At 71.9% G+C, this 17,402-nt stretch carries 18 protein-coding genes, 1 tRNA gene and 1 pseudogene; 12 read left to right on the top strand and 8 right to left on the bottom strand.

The genetic code is table 11. The annotated features are described in order from the left end of the window. Positions 1–19 precede the first annotated feature (19 nt). The 4 genes from rox to EES41_RS17280 all read left to right on the top strand — a co-directional run bounded on the left by rox (position 20) and on the right by EES41_RS17280 (position 2,954). The gene (gene rox, locus EES41_RS17295) at positions 20–1,480 is read left to right on the top strand and encodes a rifampin monooxygenase (RefSeq protein WP_123079389.1); all 1,461 of its coding nucleotides are present in this window, start codon (positions 20–22) and stop codon (positions 1,478–1,480) included. 22 nt (positions 1,481–1,502) lie between these two features. After that, positions 1,503–1,895: a helix-turn-helix domain-containing protein gene (locus tag EES41_RS17290; protein WP_073775192.1), complete on the top strand. Its 393-nt coding sequence runs from the start codon at positions 1,503–1,505 to the stop codon at positions 1,893–1,895. 24 nt (positions 1,896–1,919) lie between these two features. Further along, positions 1,920–2,501: a hypothetical protein gene (locus EES41_RS17285; RefSeq protein WP_123082533.1), complete on the top strand. Its 582-nt coding sequence runs from the start codon at positions 1,920–1,922 to the stop codon at positions 2,499–2,501. Positions 2,502–2,615: 114 nt separating this feature from the next. Beyond that, complete coding sequence (locus tag EES41_RS17280; protein ID WP_073775190.1) at positions 2,616–2,954, top strand: DUF2516 family protein; 339 nt, start codon at positions 2,616–2,618, stop codon at positions 2,952–2,954. Positions 2,955–2,971: 17 nt separating this feature from the next. On the opposite strand, the gene EES41_RS17275 is transcribed toward EES41_RS17280, so the two are convergent. The 3 genes from EES41_RS17275 to EES41_RS17265 form a co-directional block, all read right to left on the bottom strand. Then, positions 2,972–4,273 (bottom strand): PP2C family protein-serine/threonine phosphatase, encoded by a 1,302-nt coding sequence (locus EES41_RS17275; RefSeq protein ID WP_123079388.1) that lies wholly within the window; start codon positions 4,271–4,273, stop codon positions 2,972–2,974. Between the two features lie 327 nt (positions 4,274–4,600). Further along, positions 4,601–5,662 carry a C40 family peptidase gene (locus EES41_RS17270; protein WP_164495867.1) on the bottom strand — a complete coding sequence of 354 codons (1,062 nt, stop codon included), beginning with the start codon at positions 5,660–5,662 and terminating at the stop codon, positions 4,601–4,603. Positions 5,663–5,876: 214 nt separating this feature from the next. Then, entirely contained in the window at positions 5,877–6,701 is an 825-nt protein-coding gene (locus EES41_RS17265; RefSeq protein WP_123079386.1) for a class I SAM-dependent methyltransferase, read from the bottom strand. A gap of 276 nt (positions 6,702–6,977) precedes the next feature. Here EES41_RS17265 and mshA point away from each other — a divergent pair, with 276 nt between their 5' ends. Both mshA and EES41_RS17255 read left to right on the top strand, forming a co-directional pair. After that, a complete protein-coding gene (gene mshA / locus EES41_RS17260) occupies positions 6,978–8,315 on the top strand; it encodes a D-inositol-3-phosphate glycosyltransferase (protein ID WP_214348299.1) in 1,338 nt (445 codons plus the stop codon). Then, a complete protein-coding gene (locus tag EES41_RS17255) occupies positions 8,308–8,808 on the top strand; it encodes a YbjN domain-containing protein (protein WP_008742417.1) in 501 nt (166 codons plus the stop codon). Before mshA ends, EES41_RS17255 begins: the two co-directional genes overlap by 8 nt. 137 nt (positions 8,809–8,945) lie before the next feature. On the opposite strand, the gene EES41_RS17250 is transcribed toward EES41_RS17255, so the two are convergent. Next, positions 8,946–10,289, bottom strand: a complete 1,344-nt coding sequence (locus EES41_RS17250) for an MFS transporter (RefSeq protein WP_254211480.1) — start codon at positions 10,287–10,289, stop codon at positions 8,946–8,948. Positions 10,290–10,466: 177 nt separating this feature from the next. Between EES41_RS17250 and EES41_RS17245 the strand changes: the two genes are divergently transcribed. Then, entirely contained in the window at positions 10,467–11,228 is a 762-nt protein-coding gene (locus EES41_RS17245; protein WP_123079383.1) for a phosphoglyceromutase, read from the top strand. Between the two features lie 106 nt (positions 11,229–11,334). Further along, positions 11,335–12,072, top strand: a complete 738-nt coding sequence (locus EES41_RS17240) for a VOC family protein (RefSeq protein WP_123079381.1) — start codon at positions 11,335–11,337, stop codon at positions 12,070–12,072. Positions 12,073–12,081: 9 nt separating this feature from the next. Here EES41_RS17240 and EES41_RS17235 read toward each other — a convergent pair. From EES41_RS17235 to phoU, 3 genes are all read right to left on the bottom strand, one after another. Then, a tRNA-Trp gene (locus EES41_RS17235) sits at positions 12,082–12,156 on the bottom strand. Positions 12,157–12,250: 94 nt separating this feature from the next. Then, positions 12,251–12,400 carry a hypothetical protein gene (locus tag EES41_RS41455; RefSeq protein WP_008743931.1) on the bottom strand — a complete coding sequence of 50 codons (150 nt, stop codon included), beginning with the start codon at positions 12,398–12,400 and terminating at the stop codon, positions 12,251–12,253. Positions 12,401–12,557: 157 nt separating this feature from the next. After that, a complete protein-coding gene (phoU, locus tag EES41_RS17230; RefSeq protein ID WP_008743932.1) occupies positions 12,558–13,235 on the bottom strand; it encodes a phosphate signaling complex protein PhoU in 678 nt (225 codons plus the stop codon). 217 nt (positions 13,236–13,452) lie between these two features. Here phoU and EES41_RS17225 point away from each other — a divergent pair, with 217 nt between their 5' ends. The 3 genes and pseudogenes from EES41_RS17225 to EES41_RS17215 all read left to right on the top strand — a co-directional run. Continuing rightward, entirely contained in the window at positions 13,453–14,691 is a 1,239-nt protein-coding gene (locus EES41_RS17225) for a cell wall metabolism sensor histidine kinase WalK (protein WP_008743934.1), read from the top strand. Then, positions 14,688–15,368, top strand: a complete 681-nt coding sequence (locus EES41_RS17220) for a response regulator transcription factor (RefSeq protein ID WP_037795450.1) — start codon at positions 14,688–14,690, stop codon at positions 15,366–15,368. The genes EES41_RS17225 and EES41_RS17220 overlap by 4 nt, the downstream gene beginning before the upstream one ends. A 110-nt stretch (positions 15,369–15,478) precedes the next feature. Then, positions 15,479–15,550, top strand: a pseudogene (locus EES41_RS17215) (DNA-binding response regulator); the annotation flags it as partial. Positions 15,551–15,643: 93 nt separating this feature from the next. Here EES41_RS17215 and EES41_RS42150 read toward each other — a convergent pair. Then, positions 15,644–16,339 (bottom strand): DUF461 domain-containing protein, encoded by a 696-nt coding sequence (locus EES41_RS42150; protein WP_174261696.1) that lies wholly within the window; start codon positions 16,337–16,339, stop codon positions 15,644–15,646. 576 nt (positions 16,340–16,915) lie between these two features. Between EES41_RS42150 and EES41_RS17200 the strand changes: the two genes are divergently transcribed. Then, complete coding sequence (locus EES41_RS17200; RefSeq protein ID WP_003953493.1) at positions 16,916–17,398, top strand: CarD family transcriptional regulator; 483 nt, start codon at positions 16,916–16,918, stop codon at positions 17,396–17,398. Positions 17,399–17,402: the final 4 nt, after the last annotated feature.

Raw genomic sequence — 17,402 nt, 5'->3', positions numbered from 1 at the left:
GTGGAATCGGGGGATCTGAATGATTGACGTGATCGTGGTCGGCGGCGGGCCGACCGGCATGATGCTGGCCTGCGAGCTGCGGCTCCACGGCGTGCACGTGGTGGTGCTGGAGAAGCTGACCGAGCCGACCGGGGAGTCCCGCGGGCAGGGTCTGCACGCGCGCAGCGTCGAGGTGATGGACCAGCGCGGCCTGCTGGAGCGGTTCCTCGCGGTCAGCAAGAAGTTCCAGGTGGGCGGCCTCTTCGGCGGGATCGCGAAATCGTGGCCGGACCTGCTGGACACGGCCCACCCGTACGGGCTGGCCACCCCGCAGCCGGTCACCGAGCGGCTGCTGGTCGAGCGGGCCCTCGAACTGGGCACCGAGATCCGGCGCGGCCGCGAAGTGGTCGGGCTGAACCAGGACGAGGACGGGGTGGGCGTCGAGCTCGCGGACGGCACCCGGCTGCGCTCGCGCTACCTGGTCGGCTGCGACGGCGGCCGCAGCGCGGTGCGCAAGCTGCTCGGCGTCGGCTTCCCCGGGGAGCCCGCCACGGTCGAGACGCTGCTGGGCGTCATGGAGGCGACCGAGGACCCGGAGACGATCGCGGCCGTCGTCGCGGAGGTCAACCAGACGCAGCGGCGTTTCGGCCTCGTTCCCCTGGAGGAGGGCGGCTACCGCGCCGTCGTGCCCGGCGAAGGGGTGTCCGAGGACCGGGCGGCGCCGACCCTGGAGGAGTTCAAGCAGCGGCTGCGGGCCACCGCGGGCACCGACTTCGGCGTGCACTCGCCGCGCTGGCTGTCCCGGTTCGGCGACGCCACCCGGCAGGCGGAGCGCTACCGGGTCGGCCGGGTGCTGCTGGCGGGAGACGCGGCGCACATCCACCCGCCGACCGGCGGTCAGGGGCTCAACCTCGGTGTGCAGGACGCGTTCAACCTCGGCTGGAAGCTGGCCGCCGCCGTGGGCGGCTGGGCCCCGGAGGGCCTGCTGGACAGCTACCACGCCGAACGGCACCCGGTGGGCGCCGCCGTGCTCGCCAACACCCGCGCGCAGATCGCGCTGATGGGCACCGATCCCGGGGCGAGCGCGCTGCGGGAGCTGTTCTCGAAGCTGATGGACTTCGAGGAGGTGAACCGGTACGTGACCGGGATGATCACCGCGGTGGACGTCCGCTACGACTTCGGCGAGGGCCACGAACTGCTCGGCCGGCGGATGCGGGACGTGCGGCTGAAGCAGGGCCGCCTCTACGAGCTGACGCACGGCGGCCGCGGACTCCTGCTCGACCGCACCGGCCGGCTCTCGGTGACGGGATGGGCCGACCGGGTGGACCACGTCACCGACGTCACCGACACGGAACCGGACGCCCCCGCGGTGCTCCTGCGCCCGGACGGCCACGTGGCCTGGGTAGGGCAGGACCAGCAAGACCTGCTCGCCGCCCTCCCCACGTGGTTCGGCGCCGCGGCGCGGTGGGAGCAGTTGCAAGCAGGTGCTTGCAATAGTTAGCAGGGTGGGGCAGGATCGGGGCATGGCATCGCTCAACGTCGGCAATCTCGGCGAGTACCTGCGGGAGCAGCGGCGGCAGGCCCAGTTGTCGCTGCGTCAGCTGGCCGAGGCCGCGGGGGTGTCGAACCCGTACCTGAGCCAGATCGAGCGCGGGCTGCGCAAGCCGAGCGCGGACATCCTCCAGCAGCTGGCCAAGGCGCTGCGGATCTCCGCGGAGACGCTGTACGTGCAGGCCGGGATCCTCGACGAGCGGGACCCGGACGAGGTGGAGACGCGGGCCGTCATACTCGCCGACCCGTCGATCAACGAGCGGCAGAAGCAGGTGCTGCTCCAGATCTACGACTCGTTCCGCAAAGAGAACGCGCACGACGAAGCGCGCGACGAAGCGCGTGACGCGATGCCCCACACGAACTGAACTGTGATCCGGGAGGACCAGCACATGGCCATCGCCGATGACCTGAAGAAGACCCTCACCGACCCGACCCCCCTCTACTTCGCCGCGGGTACGGCCGACCTGGCCGTCCAGCAGGCCAAGAAGGTGCCCGGGCTCTTCGAGCAGCTCCGCGCCGAGGCTCCCGCGCGGATCGAGGCCGTGAAGAACACCGACCCGAAGGTCGTGCAGGAGAAGGCGAAGGAGGCCCAGGAGGCCGTCACCGCCAAGGTCTCCGAGGTGCTCGGCGCGATCGACCCGAAGAAGCTCGGCGAGACCGCCCAGGACCTGGCGCTGCGCGGGGTCGGTGTGGCCGCCGAGTACGCGGTGCGCGCCAAGGAGACCTACGACAAGGTCGCCGAGCACGGTGAGCAGGCCGTGCGCGCCTGGCGCGGCGAGCTCGTCGAGGAGATCGTCGACATCGCCGAGGCCGTCGAGCCCGAGCCGCAGGCGAAGCTGGAGCCGCAGGCGAAGCCGGAGCCGGTGGTGGCCGAGGCGGCCGCCGAGGAGAAGTCCGCGGCGCGGAAGACCACCGTGCGCAAGAGCCCCGCGAAGAAGACCGTCGGCGCCACGACGGGCGACGAGAGCTGATCTCCGGAATCCGCATATCCGGACGACGGGCCGGGCACCAGCGAGGTGTCCGGCCCGTCGTTACCGGTAGCGTGGAGACGGGCGGCACCTGAAGCGTGAGAAGGCGGTCGAGCGATGTTGATGAACGGATTCGATAACGGGGTCCTCCCGCTGATCGGCTTCGCCATGCTGGCGCTCGCCGTCGTGGCCTTCGTGCTGGCCCTGCTGGCGCGCGAGGACGCGTACCGCGCCGCCGACAAGCAGAGCAAGACCTTCTGGCTGGTCATCCTCGGCGTCACGGTCGTCGTCGACTTCTTCCTCGGGATGCTGTTCCTGGAGATCGCCGGCCTGGTCGCCACCATCGTCTTCCTCGTCGACGTCCGCCCGGCCCTCAAGCAGGTCTCGGGCGGCGGCCGGCGCAGTGGCGGCAGCAGCAGTGACGGGCCGTACGGGCCCTACAACGGCGGGCGCTGACGCACCGCGCCCCGGGCTCAGCCCTCGGCGCGTGAGAGCAGGACCACGGCGACGTCGTCGGTGAGCTCCCCGCCGTTGAGGCGGCGGGCCTCGGTGACGGAGGCCTCCAGCAGGTCCTCGCCGCGCAGCCCGCGGTCCAGGTGCCGGTTGATCATCTCGACCATGCCGTCCTGCCCGAGGCGCTCCTTGCCGGCGCCGACGTGGCCCTCGATCAGGCCGTCGGTGTAGAGCATCAGGCTCCAGCTGCCGCCCAGCTCGACCTGGCGGCGCGGCCAGCGGGCGCGCGGCAGCAGGCCGAGTGCCGGGCCGTTGTTCTCGTACGGGAGCAGCCGGGCGGGGCGGCCGGGCCGGGATATCAGCGGGGCCGGGTGGCCGGCCAGGCACAGGCCCGCGCGGCGGCCGTCCGGGGCTATGTCGACGGTGCACAGCGTCGCGAAGATCTCGTCGCAGGGGCGCTCCACCTCCAGGACCTCCTGGAGGGTGGCGAGGAGCTCGTCGCCGCACAGGCCGGCGAGGGTGAGCGCGCGCCAGGCGATCCGGAGCTCGACGCCGAGGGCGGCCTCGTCGGGGCCGTGGCCGCAGACGTCGCCGATCATCGCGTGGACGGTGCCGTCGGGGGTGCGGACGGTGTCGTAGAAGTCCCCGCCGAGCAGGGCCCGGCTGCGGCCGGGGCGGTAGCGGGCCGCGAAGCGGAGGTCGGAGCCTTCGAGGAGCGGGTTGGGCAGCAGTCCGCGTTCCAGTCGGGCGTTCTCCTGGGCGCGCAGTTTCGATTCTGCGAGCTTGTACTGGGCGATGTCGGCCCGTTTTCTCTCCACCGCGTAGCGGATGGCGCGGCTCAGCAGCCGGCCGTCGAGCTCGTCGCGGAAGAGGAAGTCCTGGGCGCCGATCTGGACCGCCTCGGCGGCGCGCTCGGCGTCGTCCTCGGCGGTGAGGACGAGGACGGCGTGGCGCGGGGCGAGCCGCAGGACCTGGCGGAGGGTGGCCAGCTGGTCGGCGTCGGTGTCGGCCGCGGCCGCGCCGGCGCCCCGGAAGGCGGCGTCCGGGAGCGACAGGTCCAGCAGGACGCAGTGCACGTCGGGCGTGAGCAGCCGGGCGGCCTCGGTGAGGTTGCGGGCGCTGCGGAGCCGGATGCGGTGGCCGTCGGCGTCGAGTATTTCGGGGACGGTGAGGCCGCCCGCGGGGTCGTCCTCGATCACGAGCAGGTTGAGCGCCTGGTGGGCGGCGGGGTGGCTCGCCGGCCGGTCGGTGGTGATCGACAGAACGGCCTGACCGCTCTCCGCGGCGGGGGTGTCCCTCTGCCTCGGTACGGGTACGGGCATCGTTTCCGGTTCCTTCCCTCCCCCCGAGGGTGCGCATTCGCCCGACCCTAACGGTCGGTACGGGCAGAGCGGAATGGCGGCTCGGGCGGGGGCCTCCGTCATATGCCGTTATCGCGGGGGAAATGCGGGCGCATGGGATGACCAAGGTCACGGTGGGGACGTGATGGTCCCCACTGCCGAGACGTGCGCGAGACCGCCCCGGTTCCGCCCCGGGCCCGCTGCGGTTCTCTGCGGGCGCGACCCGCTTCCGCTGCGGGCCCGCCCCGCTTCCGCTGCGGTTCCGCTCCGCCCCGGCGAGCCCCGGCGGCCCCGCGGCACGCGCGGGGGTCAGTCCGGGCGGACCACGGCCTTGATCGGCATGGAGCCCGCGCCCGCGATCGTGACGTTGCGGCCCGGGCGGGGGGCGTGGATCATCGCGCCGTCGCCGATGTACATGCCGACGTGGGTGGCGTCGTCGAAGTAGATGATCAGGTCACCCGGCCGCATGTCCTTCACCGCCACCTTCGGCAGCAGCCGCAGCTGCTCCTGCGAGGTCCGCGGGATGCGCCGCCCGCCCGAGAGCCAGGCCTGCGAGGTCAGGCCCGAGCAGTCGAACGCGTCCGGACCCTCCGCGCCCCACACGTACGGCTTGCCGATCTGCGCCGTGGCGTACTGGACGGCCCGCTTCCCGGCGTCCGTCGCGGATGCGCCGGCCCCCTTCAGCGCGCCCGACGACAGCCACGCCGTCTGCGCCTTGTACTGGGCCTGCTGTTCGAGCTGGATCAGCCGGGCCTTCTCCTCGGCCTCCAGCTTGCTCTCCAGCTCCTCCGCCGCCTTGATCTTCTCCTCGATCTGCTTCTTCGAGGTCTCCTGCTTCAGGCGGTTGGCTTCGAGCTTGCGCCACTGGTCGCTCGCGTCCTTCGCGTACCCCGCCAGATCGTCCTGCGTGCGGTTCAGGTCCGACAGCAGGTCCGTCGTCGCCTTCTCGCCCTGCCGCAGCCGGTCCGCCCCGTCCAGGTACTGCGTCGGGCTGCCGCTCAGCGCCAGCTGCGCGCCCGGCGGCAGGCCGCCCGAGCGGTACTGGGCGCGGGCCGCGGCCCCCGCGCGGCCCTTGAGCGAGGTGATCTTCTCCTCGCCCGCCACGATCTGCCGGGCGATCTCGACGATCCGCTCGGACTGCGCCTTCGCCTCGCCGTCGGCGAGCTTGTACGCGTCCGTGGCGGAACCGGCCTGGCGGTACAGGTCCTCGATGTTCTTGCGGACGTCTTCGAGGGACTTGGTGCCCGGTTCCGGGGTCGGGGCGGCGTACGCGGCGCCGGTCGCGAGGCCGGGGGCCGTCAGTATCGCCATCGCGCACAGCAGCGTGAGGGCGGACGCGCCCCGCCACCGCGATCGCTTCTCGGTCCCCATGGTCCCCCCAGGCGCCCGTGTCAGATCCCGCATCAGATCTGACTATTCATCAGTAACTTGCTACTGCCTTCGGGATGGTGCCACGAGACGGTGAATTCCAACACCCTTGTGGGGCTCTTTCCGATCATGTACACCGCCGCCAACGCCCACCCCGACGACTCAACGGGCAGCCCACACCACCGGTTCCCCACCGTCCTGCTTTCGGCCGCTCCCGTTACGAGGGCCCCGCCGGGCGCAGCGCCTCCCACCGCACCGTCAGCTCCCCCTGCCGCCACCGCCCCGGCCCGTCCGCCAGCGGCCAGTCCGCGCCGAGGGCCCGCGCCGTCCGGATCCAGCGCTGCCGCGCCCCGTACGAGGCGTAGGGCGCGGCCGCCGCCCACGCCCGGTCGAAGTCCCGCAGGAACGCGTGCACCGGCTCGCCCGGCACGTTGCGGTGGATCAGCGCCTTCGGTAGCCGCTCCGCCAGGTCCGAGGGGCGCTCCAGGGAGCCCAGCCGGGTGGCGAAGGTCACCGTGCGCGCCCCCTCCGGCCCCAGCGCGACCCAGACGTGGCGCCGCCCGATCTCGTCGCAGGTGCCCTCCACCAGCAGTCCCTCCGGAGCCAGGCGGGCACACAGCCGCGCCCAGACCTCCTCGACCTGCTGCTCGTCGTACTGGCGCAGTACGTTCGCCGCCCGGATCAGCGAAGGCCGGATCCCGCCCTCCAGCGGGACCTCGAAGCCGCCGTGCCGGAAGCTCAGGCCCTCCCGCTCGTACGGCTTCGCCCCCGCCACCCGGGCCGGCTCGATCTCGATGCCGACCACCCGTACCCGCGGCGCCGCCTCCCGCAGCCGGGCCAGCAGCTCGACCGCCGTCCAGGGCGCGGCCCCGTACCCGAGGTCCACCGCGACCGGTGCCTGCGCCCGCCGCAGCGCCGCCCCGTGCGTCGCCGCGATCCAGCGGTCCATCCGGCGCAACCGGTTCGGGTTCGTGGTCCCGCGCGTCACCGTGCCCACGGGGCGGCCGGGGCGGCTCGGGGGCGGGGTGGTGCGGGAGGCCATGAGGCGAGAGTAAGCGGAGCGGTCGCGACGGATGAAAATCCGGCAACTTTCCGGCAACTCTCCGACAAATCAGGGAGCAAATCCGGGAGCCCGGAATGCGGGGCACGGCCATTCGGGTTGCACTCCTTGAAGGGCGCCGAACGCGCTCTTCGCCGTCGTGCCGTCGCTCTGCCGTCGTCATGCCGTCGTCGCGCCACCGTCACGCCCGTCCGAGCGAGAGGAACCGCTCCCTTGAGCCAGTACGTGTCCCGCCTCGGTGGCAGCCTCAGCGGCAGGATCGCCGCCGCCCGCTCCACCCGGCACGACCCGCCGAGGCTCCGCCTCCCGGCCGTCGGCCACCACCGCAAGCCGCGCCGCGTCGCCATGCTCAGCGTGCACACCTCACCGCTGCACCAGCCCGGCACCGGCGACGCCGGCGGCATGAACGTGTACATCGTGGAGCTCGCCAAGCGCCTCGCCGCGATCAACATCGAGGTCGAGATCTTCACCCGGGCCACCGAGGGCGGCCTCGCCCCCGTGGTCGAGCTCGCCCCCGGCGTCCTCGTGCGCCACGTGGACGCGGGCCCGTACGAGGGCCTCGCCAAGGAGGAGCTCCCGGCGCAGCTGTGCGCCTTCACCCACGGCGTGATGCAGGCCTGGGCCGGACACCGCCCCGGCTACTACGACCTCGTCCACTCCCACTACTGGCTCTCCGGCCACGTCGGCTGGCTGGCCGCCGAGCGCTGGGGCGTCCCGCTCGTCCACGCGATGCACACCATGGCCAAGGTCAAGAACGCGGCGCTGGCCGAGGGCGACACGCCCGAGCCCGCCGCCCGCGTCATCGGCGAGACCCAGATCGTCGCGGCCTCGGACCGGCTCATCGCCAACACCGCCGAGGAAGCGGAAGAACTCGTACGGCACTACGAGGCGGACCCCGCGAAGGTGGCCGTCGTCCACCCCGGCGTGAACCTCGACCGCTTCACCGCGGGCGACGGCCGCGCCGCCGCCCGCGCCCGGCTCGGCCTCCCGCAGGACGCGGTGATCCCCCTCTTCGCCGGCCGCATCCAGCCCCTGAAGGCCCCCGACATCCTGCTGCGGGCGGTCGCCGAGCTGGTGGACCGCGATCCGTCGCTGCGCCACCGCCTCTTCGTACCCGTCGTCGGCGGCCCCAGCGGCAGCGGCCTCGCCAAGCCGGAGGGGCTCCAGAAGCTCGCCGCGAGGCTGGGCATCGCCGACCTCGTCCACTTCCAGCCGCCGGTGGCGCAGGACCGGCTGGCCGACTGGTTCCGGGCGGCGTCCGTGCTGGTCATGCCCTCGTACAACGAGTCCTTCGGGCTCGTCGCCATAGAGGCGCAGGCGACCGGCACCCCGGTGCTCGCGGCGGCGGTCGGCGGCCTGCCGGTGGCCGTCAACGACGGGGTCACGGGGATCCTCGTACCCGGGCACGACCCGGTGGACTACGCGCGGGAGCTGCGGCGGTTCGTGGACGACCCGGGGCTCGCGGACCGGATGGGCGGCGAGGCGGCCCGGCACGCGCAGTTCTTCGGCTGGGACACGGCGGCCGCCGGCACCGCGGACGTGTACACCGCGGCGATGCTTGATCATCGCCGTCGCGTACGCTCCCACCATGGCTGACGTTGACGCTGGAACCGCCGCGATCGTCGAGGGCACGCTGACCGAGGCCGGACTGGCCTGGGAGAGCCCGGACCCGGGCTCGTACGTGGTCCAGCTGCCCGGCACCCGCAAGCTGAGCACCACCTGCTCGCTCCGCATCGGCAGGCACTCCCTGTCGGTGAACGCCTTCGTCATCCGCCACCCCGACGAGAACGAGGCGGGGGTCCACCGCTGGCTGCTGGAGCGCAACCTCAAGCTGTACGGGATGGCGTACGCGGTCGACCCTCTCGGCGACGTCTACCTGACGGCCCGGCTCCCGCTGTCGGTGGTGACTCCGCAGGACCTGGACCGGCTGCTCGGCACCGTCCTGGAAGCGGCGGACGGCGCCTTCAACACCCTGCTGGAGCTGGGCTTCGCGGGGGCGATCAAGCGCGAGTACGACTGGCGCGTCTCCCGCGGCGAATCCACCCGCAACCTGGACGCCTTCAAACACCTCACCCACCCGTCCCGCTGACGGGCCCCGCCATGTCAGCCCCGCCGGCGTTTGAGGCGTCGGGTGCGGGGCGGAGCCCCGGGGAACGGCGGAAGGGCGGGTAGGGGACAAGCCCCGCAGGGCCCCGCCACCCGCCCGCCCTCCCACCGCCACTCGCGTCAGACGACGGGCCGCACATCCGCAGCGGCCACCGTCTCCGCGGCCACGGGAGCGACGGCCACCGGGGCAACCGGAACCTCACCGACCGGAACCTCGCCGACCGGAACCTCACCGACCAGGGCATCGGCGGCAGCCGCCCCGCCCCCCGCACCCACGGGAACCCCCCGCATCAGCAGCCAGTACCCCAGCGCCGCCCCCGTCCCCACCACACCCGTGGCCCCCCACAGCCACCCCGCCCCCCAGCGGTCGATCACGAACCCCGCCATCAGCGGAGCCACCAGCGAGGCCACCGCCCACGACATCGTGTACACCCCCTGGTAGCGCCCGCGTCCGTCCGCCGGGGACAGCCGCACCACCAGGCTCATCTGCGTTGGCGAGTTCACGATCTCCGCGAGCGTCCACACGCACACCGTCAGCGCGTACGCCCACAGCGACCCGGCGAACGCCGTCAGCGCGAACCCGTACCCGGCCAGCAACGCCGAGGCGACCAGCAGCAGCTGCGGGTCCCGGTGCTCGATGAACCGGCTGACCGGGATCTGCAGCACCACGATCAGCAGCCCGTTCACCGCGATGACCAGCCCGTAGTCCCCGGGCGAGAACCCGGCCGCGCCCATCGCCACCGGCAGCCCGACCGACCCCTGCGTGAACACGAGCGAGATCAGGAACGACAGCCCGACCACACCCATGAACCGCCCGTCGCGCAGCACCGTCCCCAGCCGGGTCTCGGGCGCGAGGGCCGTCCCCGGGGCGACCGGCACCGCCGCCGGCTGCGACTCCGGCAGCTTGAGGTACACCAGCACCGCGCACACCAGCGTCAGCGCCGCCTCGCCCAGGAACCCGGCCAGGTAGCTGTACTCGGCGATCACGCCCGCCGCCGTCGCGCTCACCGCGAACCCGAGGTTGATGGCCCAGTAGTTGAGCGAGAAGGCCCGGACCCGGTCCTCCGGGCGGACGATGTCCGCCATCATCGCCTGCACCGCCGGGCGCGACGCGTTCGAGGTCATGCCGACCAGCAGCGCCACCGCCGCGATCGCCGCCGGGTGCTCCATGAACCCGAGCAGCGCCACCGAGAACGCCGTCGACGCCTGCGCCGCCAGCAGCGTCGGCCGCCGCCCCAGCCGGTCGGTCATCACGCCGGCGATCAGTGAGGAGATCACCCCGCCCAGCCCGTGCAGGGCCACCACGAGCCCGGCGAAGGAGGCCGAGTAGCCCCGCTCCAGGGTCAGGTACAGGGTCATGAACGTGGCGACGAAGGCCCCGAGCCGGTTGATCAGCGTGCTCGTCCAGAGCCACCAGAAAGCGCGCGGCAGACCCGACACGCTTTCCCGGACGACCCGTGTCAAACTGCCGAAAAACATACGGAATCCCCCGGTGATGTAAGCGTCTCTTGAGCTCCCCGCACCGTACGAGCGCCCGCGCGCGCACGCCAGCGAATTGACGGGCCCCGTCAATCGACGCCGCCTGACCACCCTGTGAACGGCGCGCGCGAGGGCTCCGGCGCGTCCATTAGGCTCGTACGCATGGCCGACGCACCGTACAAGCTGATCCTCCTCCGTCACGGCGAGAGCGAGTGGAACGCGAAGAACCTGTTCACCGGCTGGGTGGACGTGAATCTCAACGAGAAGGGCGAGAAGGAGGCAGTCCGCGGTGGCGAACTCCTGAAGGACGCCGACCTCCTCCCCGACGTGGTCCACACGTCCCTCCAGAAGCGCGCGATCCGCACCGCGCAGCTGGCCCTGGAGTCCGCCGACCGCCACTGGATCCCGGTCCACCGCTCCTGGCGCCTGAACGAGCGCCACTACGGCGCCCTCCAGGGCAAGGACAAGGCCCAGACCCTCGCCGAGTTCGGCGAGGAGCAGTTCATGCTGTGGCGCCGCTCGTACGACACCCCGCCGCCGGCCCTCGCGGACGGTACGGAGTTCTCCCAGTCCGAGGACCCGCGCTACGCGACCATCCCGCCGGAGCTCCGCCCCAAGACGGAGTGCCTGAAGGACGTCGTCGTCCGCATGCTCCCGTACTGGTACGACGGCATCGTCCCGGACCTCCTCGCGGGCCGCACGGTCCTGGTCGCCGCGCACGGCAACAGCCTCCGCGCCCTGGTCAAGCACCTGGACGGCGTCTCCGACGCCGATATCGCGGGCCTCAACATCCCGACCGGCATCCCCCTCGCCTACGAGCTGGACGCCGACTTCAAGCCCCTCAACCTGGGCGGCACCTACCTCGACCCGGCGGCCGCCGCGGCCGCCATCGAGGCCGTCAAGAACCAGGGCAAGAAGAAGTAAGTTTTGTGATCATGCCCCTGAGCTGCGCATACGGCGCGACTCAGGGGCCTTTTCATGCCCTGGGTCCGCCCCGGGCCCTGCTGGCGGTGCTTCTAGGATCTGCGGCATGGCAACACGACTCGTGCAGATCAACATGAAGGCCCATGACGACTCCGCGCTCGGCCGGTTCTGGGCGGAGGCGCTCGGTTGGGGTGTCGACAGCGAGGGGCCCGGGGTGACCAACCTCGAACCCGTGGGCTTCGCCTACCCCGATCCCGTGGCCGTCTGCATCGACATCGTCGCCCGCCCGGAACCCAAAACGGTCAAGAACCGCGTGCACCTCGATCTGGCCACCACCTCGACCGCCCATCAGGCGGAGCTGGTCGCGCGCTTGAAGGATCTCGGCGCGACGCTCGCCGACGTGGGGCAGGGCGACGTCCCCTGGACGGTCATGGCCGACCCGGAAGGCAACGAGTTCTGCGTCCTGGAGCCCCGTCCGGTCTACCGGGACACCGGCCCGATCGCCGCGGTGGTGGTCGACTGCGCCGACCCACGGGGGATGGCCCGCTTCTGGGGCGAGGCGACGGACTGGACGCTGCACGAGGTCACCGACGACCAGGCGACCATGCGCTCCGCCAAGGGCGTCGGGCCCTACCTGGAGTTCCTCCGCACTCCCGACACCAAGAGCGAGTGGAACCGCGTCCACCTCGACGTCCGCCCCTACCCCGGCGACGACCTGGCCGCGGAGGCGGCCCGACTGCGCGCCCTGGGCGCCACCGACCCCGCTTTCGACCGGTCCGCGATCCACTGGACGGTTCTGGCCGACCCGGAAGGCAACGAGTTCTGCCTCCTCACGCCGCGCTGAGGAGAGGGACGGAGCCGGCCGGGATCGAACCGGCGTCCTCGCGGTTTTGGAGACCGCGCGCGACGACCTCTGCGCTACGGCCCCGCCCCCGTCGGCATCCTAGGGGTACGGGTGAGGGCCCCGGCCGGCGTGGGTGTGCCGGACGGGGCCCTCTCGCGTACGGGTACCGGTGGGCGGGTCAGCCGCCGCACTGGCACGGGGCGCCGGACTGGCAGCCGCAGCCGCAGCCCGAGCCGCAGCCGCAGGCGGCGAGCAGCGGCAGGCGCAGCGGTTCGGGCCTCGGCTGCTGCTCTTGCTCCGGGGTGATGGGAACGGGGGAATCGGGCATGGTTCCTCCTCGCAGGCGGCATACGGGATGACGAACGTGGGAGTGCCTTCGCCTCATTCATGCCCAGCCATACCGGCGCGTCAACGGCGCATTGGCGCAGAAGCGCAGGAGGGCCTCCCCGGCCTCACCCCGGCCTCACCCCGGCCTCACCCCGGCCTCAGACGCCCTCGACGACCGTCGGGGGCTGGAGCTCGTCCGCGTGCTCGCCCGTCACCAGGTAGACGACGCGCTTGGCCACCGACACCGCGTGGTCCGCGAAGCGCTCGTAGTAGCGGCCCAGCAGCGTCACGTCCACGGCGGTCTCGATGCCGTGCTTCCAGCGGTCGTCCATCAGGTGCTGGAACAGCGTGCGGTGCAGCTGGTCCATCTCGTCGTCGTCCTGCTCCAGCTGGAGCGCCAGGTCGACGTCCTTCGTGATGATCACCTCGGCGGCCTTCGCCATCAGGCGCTGCGCCAGCTGCCCCATCTCCAGGATGGTGGCGTGCAGGTCCCGCGGCACCGCCGTGTCCGGGAACCGCAGCCGGGCGAGCTTCGCCACGTGCTGCGCCAGGTCGCCGGAGCGCTCCAGGTCCGCGCTCATCCGCAGCGAGGTGACGACGATCCGCAGGTCGGTGGCGACCGGCTGCTGGCGGGCCAGCAGCGCGATGGCGCGCGCCTCCAGGTCGTGCTGGAGGTCGTCGACCTTCTGGTCGGCGGCGATGACGCTCTCGGCGAGCTTCAGGTCGGCGTCGAGCATGGACGTCGTGGCCCGCCCGATCGCGGAACCGACCAGCCGGGCCATCTCGACCAGGCCTTCTCCGATCGAGTCCAGTTCCTCGTGGTACGCGTCACGCATGGGTGTCCCTCTCTGCCTACTGCCTACTGCTTCCTGCCCGTGGGCCGGGCCGGGGCGGCCTCATGGCCCCACGTTGACACGTTCGGCCGTGAACGCGTCCGACTCCGGCATCACAAGTGAATCAACCCCGTCGCCAGGGTGAACTCTGGGCGACGAGTGTTCGAGGTGCCACCCGAACGGCTGTGGAAGTGTCGTCATGCCTGCTTAACCTGGATACATGGACGTGAACGCGGCGGTCGCCGCAGCTGCAGCGATCGCCGGTTTGTGCACCGGTGTGATCGCGATGCTGGCGTTCCGCTGGAGCGAGCGCGACCAGGCCCGCCCCACCCGGAGCTCCATGCGCCCCGACATCAACGCGGTGCTCCCGCCCGGCGTGGACACCGTCCTCTCCGTACTCCGCTCCTCCGCCGTCGTACTCGACGAAGGCGACGCGGTGGTCAAGGCCAGCTCGGCGGCGTACGCCCTGGGGCTGGTCCGCGGCGGGAAGCTGTCCGTGGAGCCCATGCTCCACATGGCCCGCGACACCCGCCGTGACGGGGAGATACGCCAGGTCGAACTGGACCTGCCCCGGCGCGGCACCGGCCGCGGCGAGGCCCTCGCGGTCTCCGCCCGCGTCGCCCCGCTCGGCTCCCGGCTCGTGCTGCTGCTCGTCGAGGACCTCACCGAGGCCCGCCGCATCGAGGCGGTGCGCCGCGACTTCGTCGCGAACGTGTCGCACGAGCTGAAGACCCCGGTCGGAGCGATCTCGCTGCTCTCCGAGGCGGTCATGGACGCCTCGGACGACCCCGAGGCGGTCAGCCGCTTCGCGGGCCGGATGCAGATCGAGGCGGCCCGCCTGATCAGCCTCGTACAGGAGCTCATCGACCTCTCCCGGGTACAGAACGACGACCCCCTGGAGGACGCGGAGCCCGTACGGGTGGACACGCTCGTGGCGGAGGCCATCGACCGATGCCGCCACACGGCCACCTCCAAGCAGATCACCATGGCCGCCGGCGGCACCGCCGACCTGCGCGTCTGGGGCAACCGGGGGCAGCTCGCGGCCGCCCTCGGGAACCTGGTGGAGAACGCCGTCAACTACAGTCCGGCCCGGACCCGCGTCGGCATCGCCGCGCGCCGGGTCACCGCGCCGGGTGGAGACTTGATCGAGATAGCCGTGACCGACCAGGGCATCGGCATCCCCGAAAAGGACCGCGAGCGCATCTTCGAGCGCTTCTACCGCGTGGACCCGGCCCGCTCCCGCGCCACGGGCGGAACCGGGCTCGGCCTCGCGATCGTGAAGCACGTGGCGGCGTCGCACGGCGGGGAGGTGTCGGTATGGAGCTCGGAGGGCCAGGGCTCCACGTTCACCCTGCGACTCCCCGAAGCAGCAGCCCAGACCCCCGCGACGGCCCCCGCACCCGCCCGACCCCTGCTCGACCCAGAACCAGTCATCCCTGCCCCGGAGGTCCTTCCGTGACCCGAGTGCTCGTCGTCGAGGATGAGGAATCCTTCAGCGACGCCCTGTCCTACATGCTCCGCAAGGAAGGCTTCGAGGTCGCGATCGCGGCGACGGGGCCCGACGGGCTCGACGAGTTCGAGCGCAACGGCGCCGACCTCGTCCTGCTCGACCTGATGCTCCCCGGCCTGCCCGGTACGGAGGTCTGCCGGCAGCTGCGCGGCCGCTCCAACGTCCCCGTGATCATGGTGACCGCCAAGGACAGCGAGATCGACAAGGTCGTCGGGCTGGAGATAGGAGCCGACGACTACGTCACCAAGCCCTTCTCCTCGCGGGAGCTGGTCGCCCGCATCCGCGCGGTCCTGCGCCGCCGCGGCGAGCCGGAGGAGGTCACCCCGGCGGCCCTGGAGGCCGGCCCCGTACGGATGGACGTGGACCGCCACGTCGTCACCGTCGGCGGCGGCAAGGTGGACCTGCCGCTGAAGGAGTTCGACCTGCTGGAGATGCTGCTGCGCAACGCGGGCCGCGTGCTGACCCGTATGCAGCTCATCGACCGGGTCTGGGGCGCCGACTACGTCGGTGACACCAAGACCCTCGACGTCCACGTGAAGCGGCTGCGCGCCAAGATCGAGCCGGACCCGGGCGCGCCGCGCTACCTGGTCACGGTCCGGGGCCTCGGCTACAAGTTCGAGCCGTAAACCGAAGGGGCCGCCCCGGCGCGCAGCGGTCGGCCGGAGGCCGGCACGGCGCCTCGAAGCCCGTGAGGCCCCCTGGGGCCGAGCGGTGCGAGGGGCGCACGCGGGATGGGGTCGAGCCGGACCCGGGCGCGCCGCGCTACCTGGTCACGGTCCGGGGCCTCGGCTACAAGTTCGAGCCGTAAACCGAAGGGGCCGGGCCGCAGGCCCTGACCCTGGTTCCACGGGATGACGGAAGGGCCCCGTCCGCACCGAGCGGACGGGGCCCTTCCGGTGTGTCAGTGACCGGCGCTGTGCGACGGGGAGCCCGACGGCGTGCCCGAGGTGGCGCCCGCCGGGGCGGAGGCGCTGCCCGACGGCTTGCCCGCGGGGGTGCCGGAGGGGCCGCCCGAGGGGGCGCCGGACGGGCTGCCGGAGGGGGAGCCGGACGGGCTGCCCGACGGGCTGGCGCCGGCGGCCGGGGCCTCGGTCGGGCCGTAGTTCGCGTACATCCCGGAGCCCGGGACGACGAACGCCTGCAGGGCGACGTCGCCCGTCTTGCTCAGCTGGAAGACGACGTCCTGGACGTTGCCGTCCTGGACCGCCTCGCGGCCGCCTTCGATCACGGCGGCGGCGTTGCCCTTGCCGCCGAGCACCACGGACCCGCCGGCCGGCACGACGACCTTGCCGCTGCCCGTCGCGCCCTTCAGTACGACCTTGCCCCCACCCTTGAGGGTGATGGCGTCGAGCGTCTGCTCGGTCGTGCCGGAGTTGAAGACCGTCGCCGAGACGGCGGCGGGGCCCTTCGCGTCCTTCTCGCCCTGGGTGATCACCAGTGCGTTCTGGACCTTGATGTCGCCCTTGGTGACGGCGGCGTTGTCCGGCTTGATCTGGAGAGTCTGCGCGTCGTTGCCCGCGCCGCACGCGGCGAGCGAGGCGATGGAGAACACGACGGCGGAAGCGGCGAGGGCGCCGCGTCGAAGGCTGCGGCTCACGGCGGCGGCAACTCCTAGGACGTACGGACGGGAGGGTGGGCTCTCGGGACGGCCGAGGTAGAGCCGCCCTAAGGGTGTGTCAGCGGGCTTAGGTTACCGAGCCGCCGCCCCGCCCCCGCACCCGACCCTCCGCAGTACCCGGCCCGCCCTGCGGCCGCCCCGCGATCTTGTATTCCGCCCGCCGTTCATGTGCCCCTCGCATATCGCGCGCCGGGTGGCCGGTGATCGAATTCCGGGATTCCCCCGAACGCCACTCCGTGATCAATTCCCGATTGGGCCGGAACCGCTCCGTACGGGTGGTCGCCAGTCGAACGGAGTAGTTCGGTTTACCCGCTCCGAAACCGGCAAAACGGGACGTACGTCACACGGAACCGGTCGGACGGCAGGTGTAACGTGGCCGTTTCCGCTGGTCCGCGCAGCGCCTCCGACCTGCGAATACCCCCTTCCGCAGGCCCTCCGCAGCACGTTCGCATCGCAGTTGTCAAGCCCTGAGATGGGCCCTGACCTGCGAAAACGCCATTCATTACGGTCAGTTCTCGTGTTACCCTGGATAGCCACGGAAGGGGTACCTGTCACATGACGTTCAAGGTTGGCGACACCGTGGTCTATCCCCATCACGGGGCCGCGCTGATCGAGGCCATTGAGACTCGTCAGATCAAAGGCGTGGACAAGACCTACTTGGTGCTCAAGGTCGCCCAGGGCGACCTGACGGTTCGTGTGCCTGCGGACAATGCGGAGTTCGTCGGTGTTCGCGACGTAGTCGGCCAGGACGGGCTGGACCGGGTCTTCGAGGTGCTTCGCGCACCGTACGCAGAAGAGCCGACGAACTGGTCCCGGCGCTACAAGGCAAATCTGGAGAAGCTCGCTTCTGGCGATGTCATCAAGGTCGCCGAAGTGGTGCGTGACCTGTGGCGTCGTGAGCGTGAGCGCGGGCTTTCCGCGGGCGAGAAGCGGATGCTCGCGAAGGCGCGCCAGATTCTGGTGAGCGAGCTCGCGCTCGCCGAAAACACCAACGAGGACAAGGCTGAGGCCCTCCTCGACGAGGTTCTCGCGTCCTGACGCG

It is taken from the genome of Streptomyces sp. ADI95-16, assembly GCF_003721495.1.
Taxonomy (GTDB): Bacteria; Actinomycetota; Actinomycetes; order Streptomycetales; family Streptomycetaceae; genus Streptomyces; species Streptomyces goshikiensis.
The sequence above is the reverse complement of the archived record's forward strand: the minus strand, read 5'-3'. Positions and strand labels throughout refer to the sequence as shown.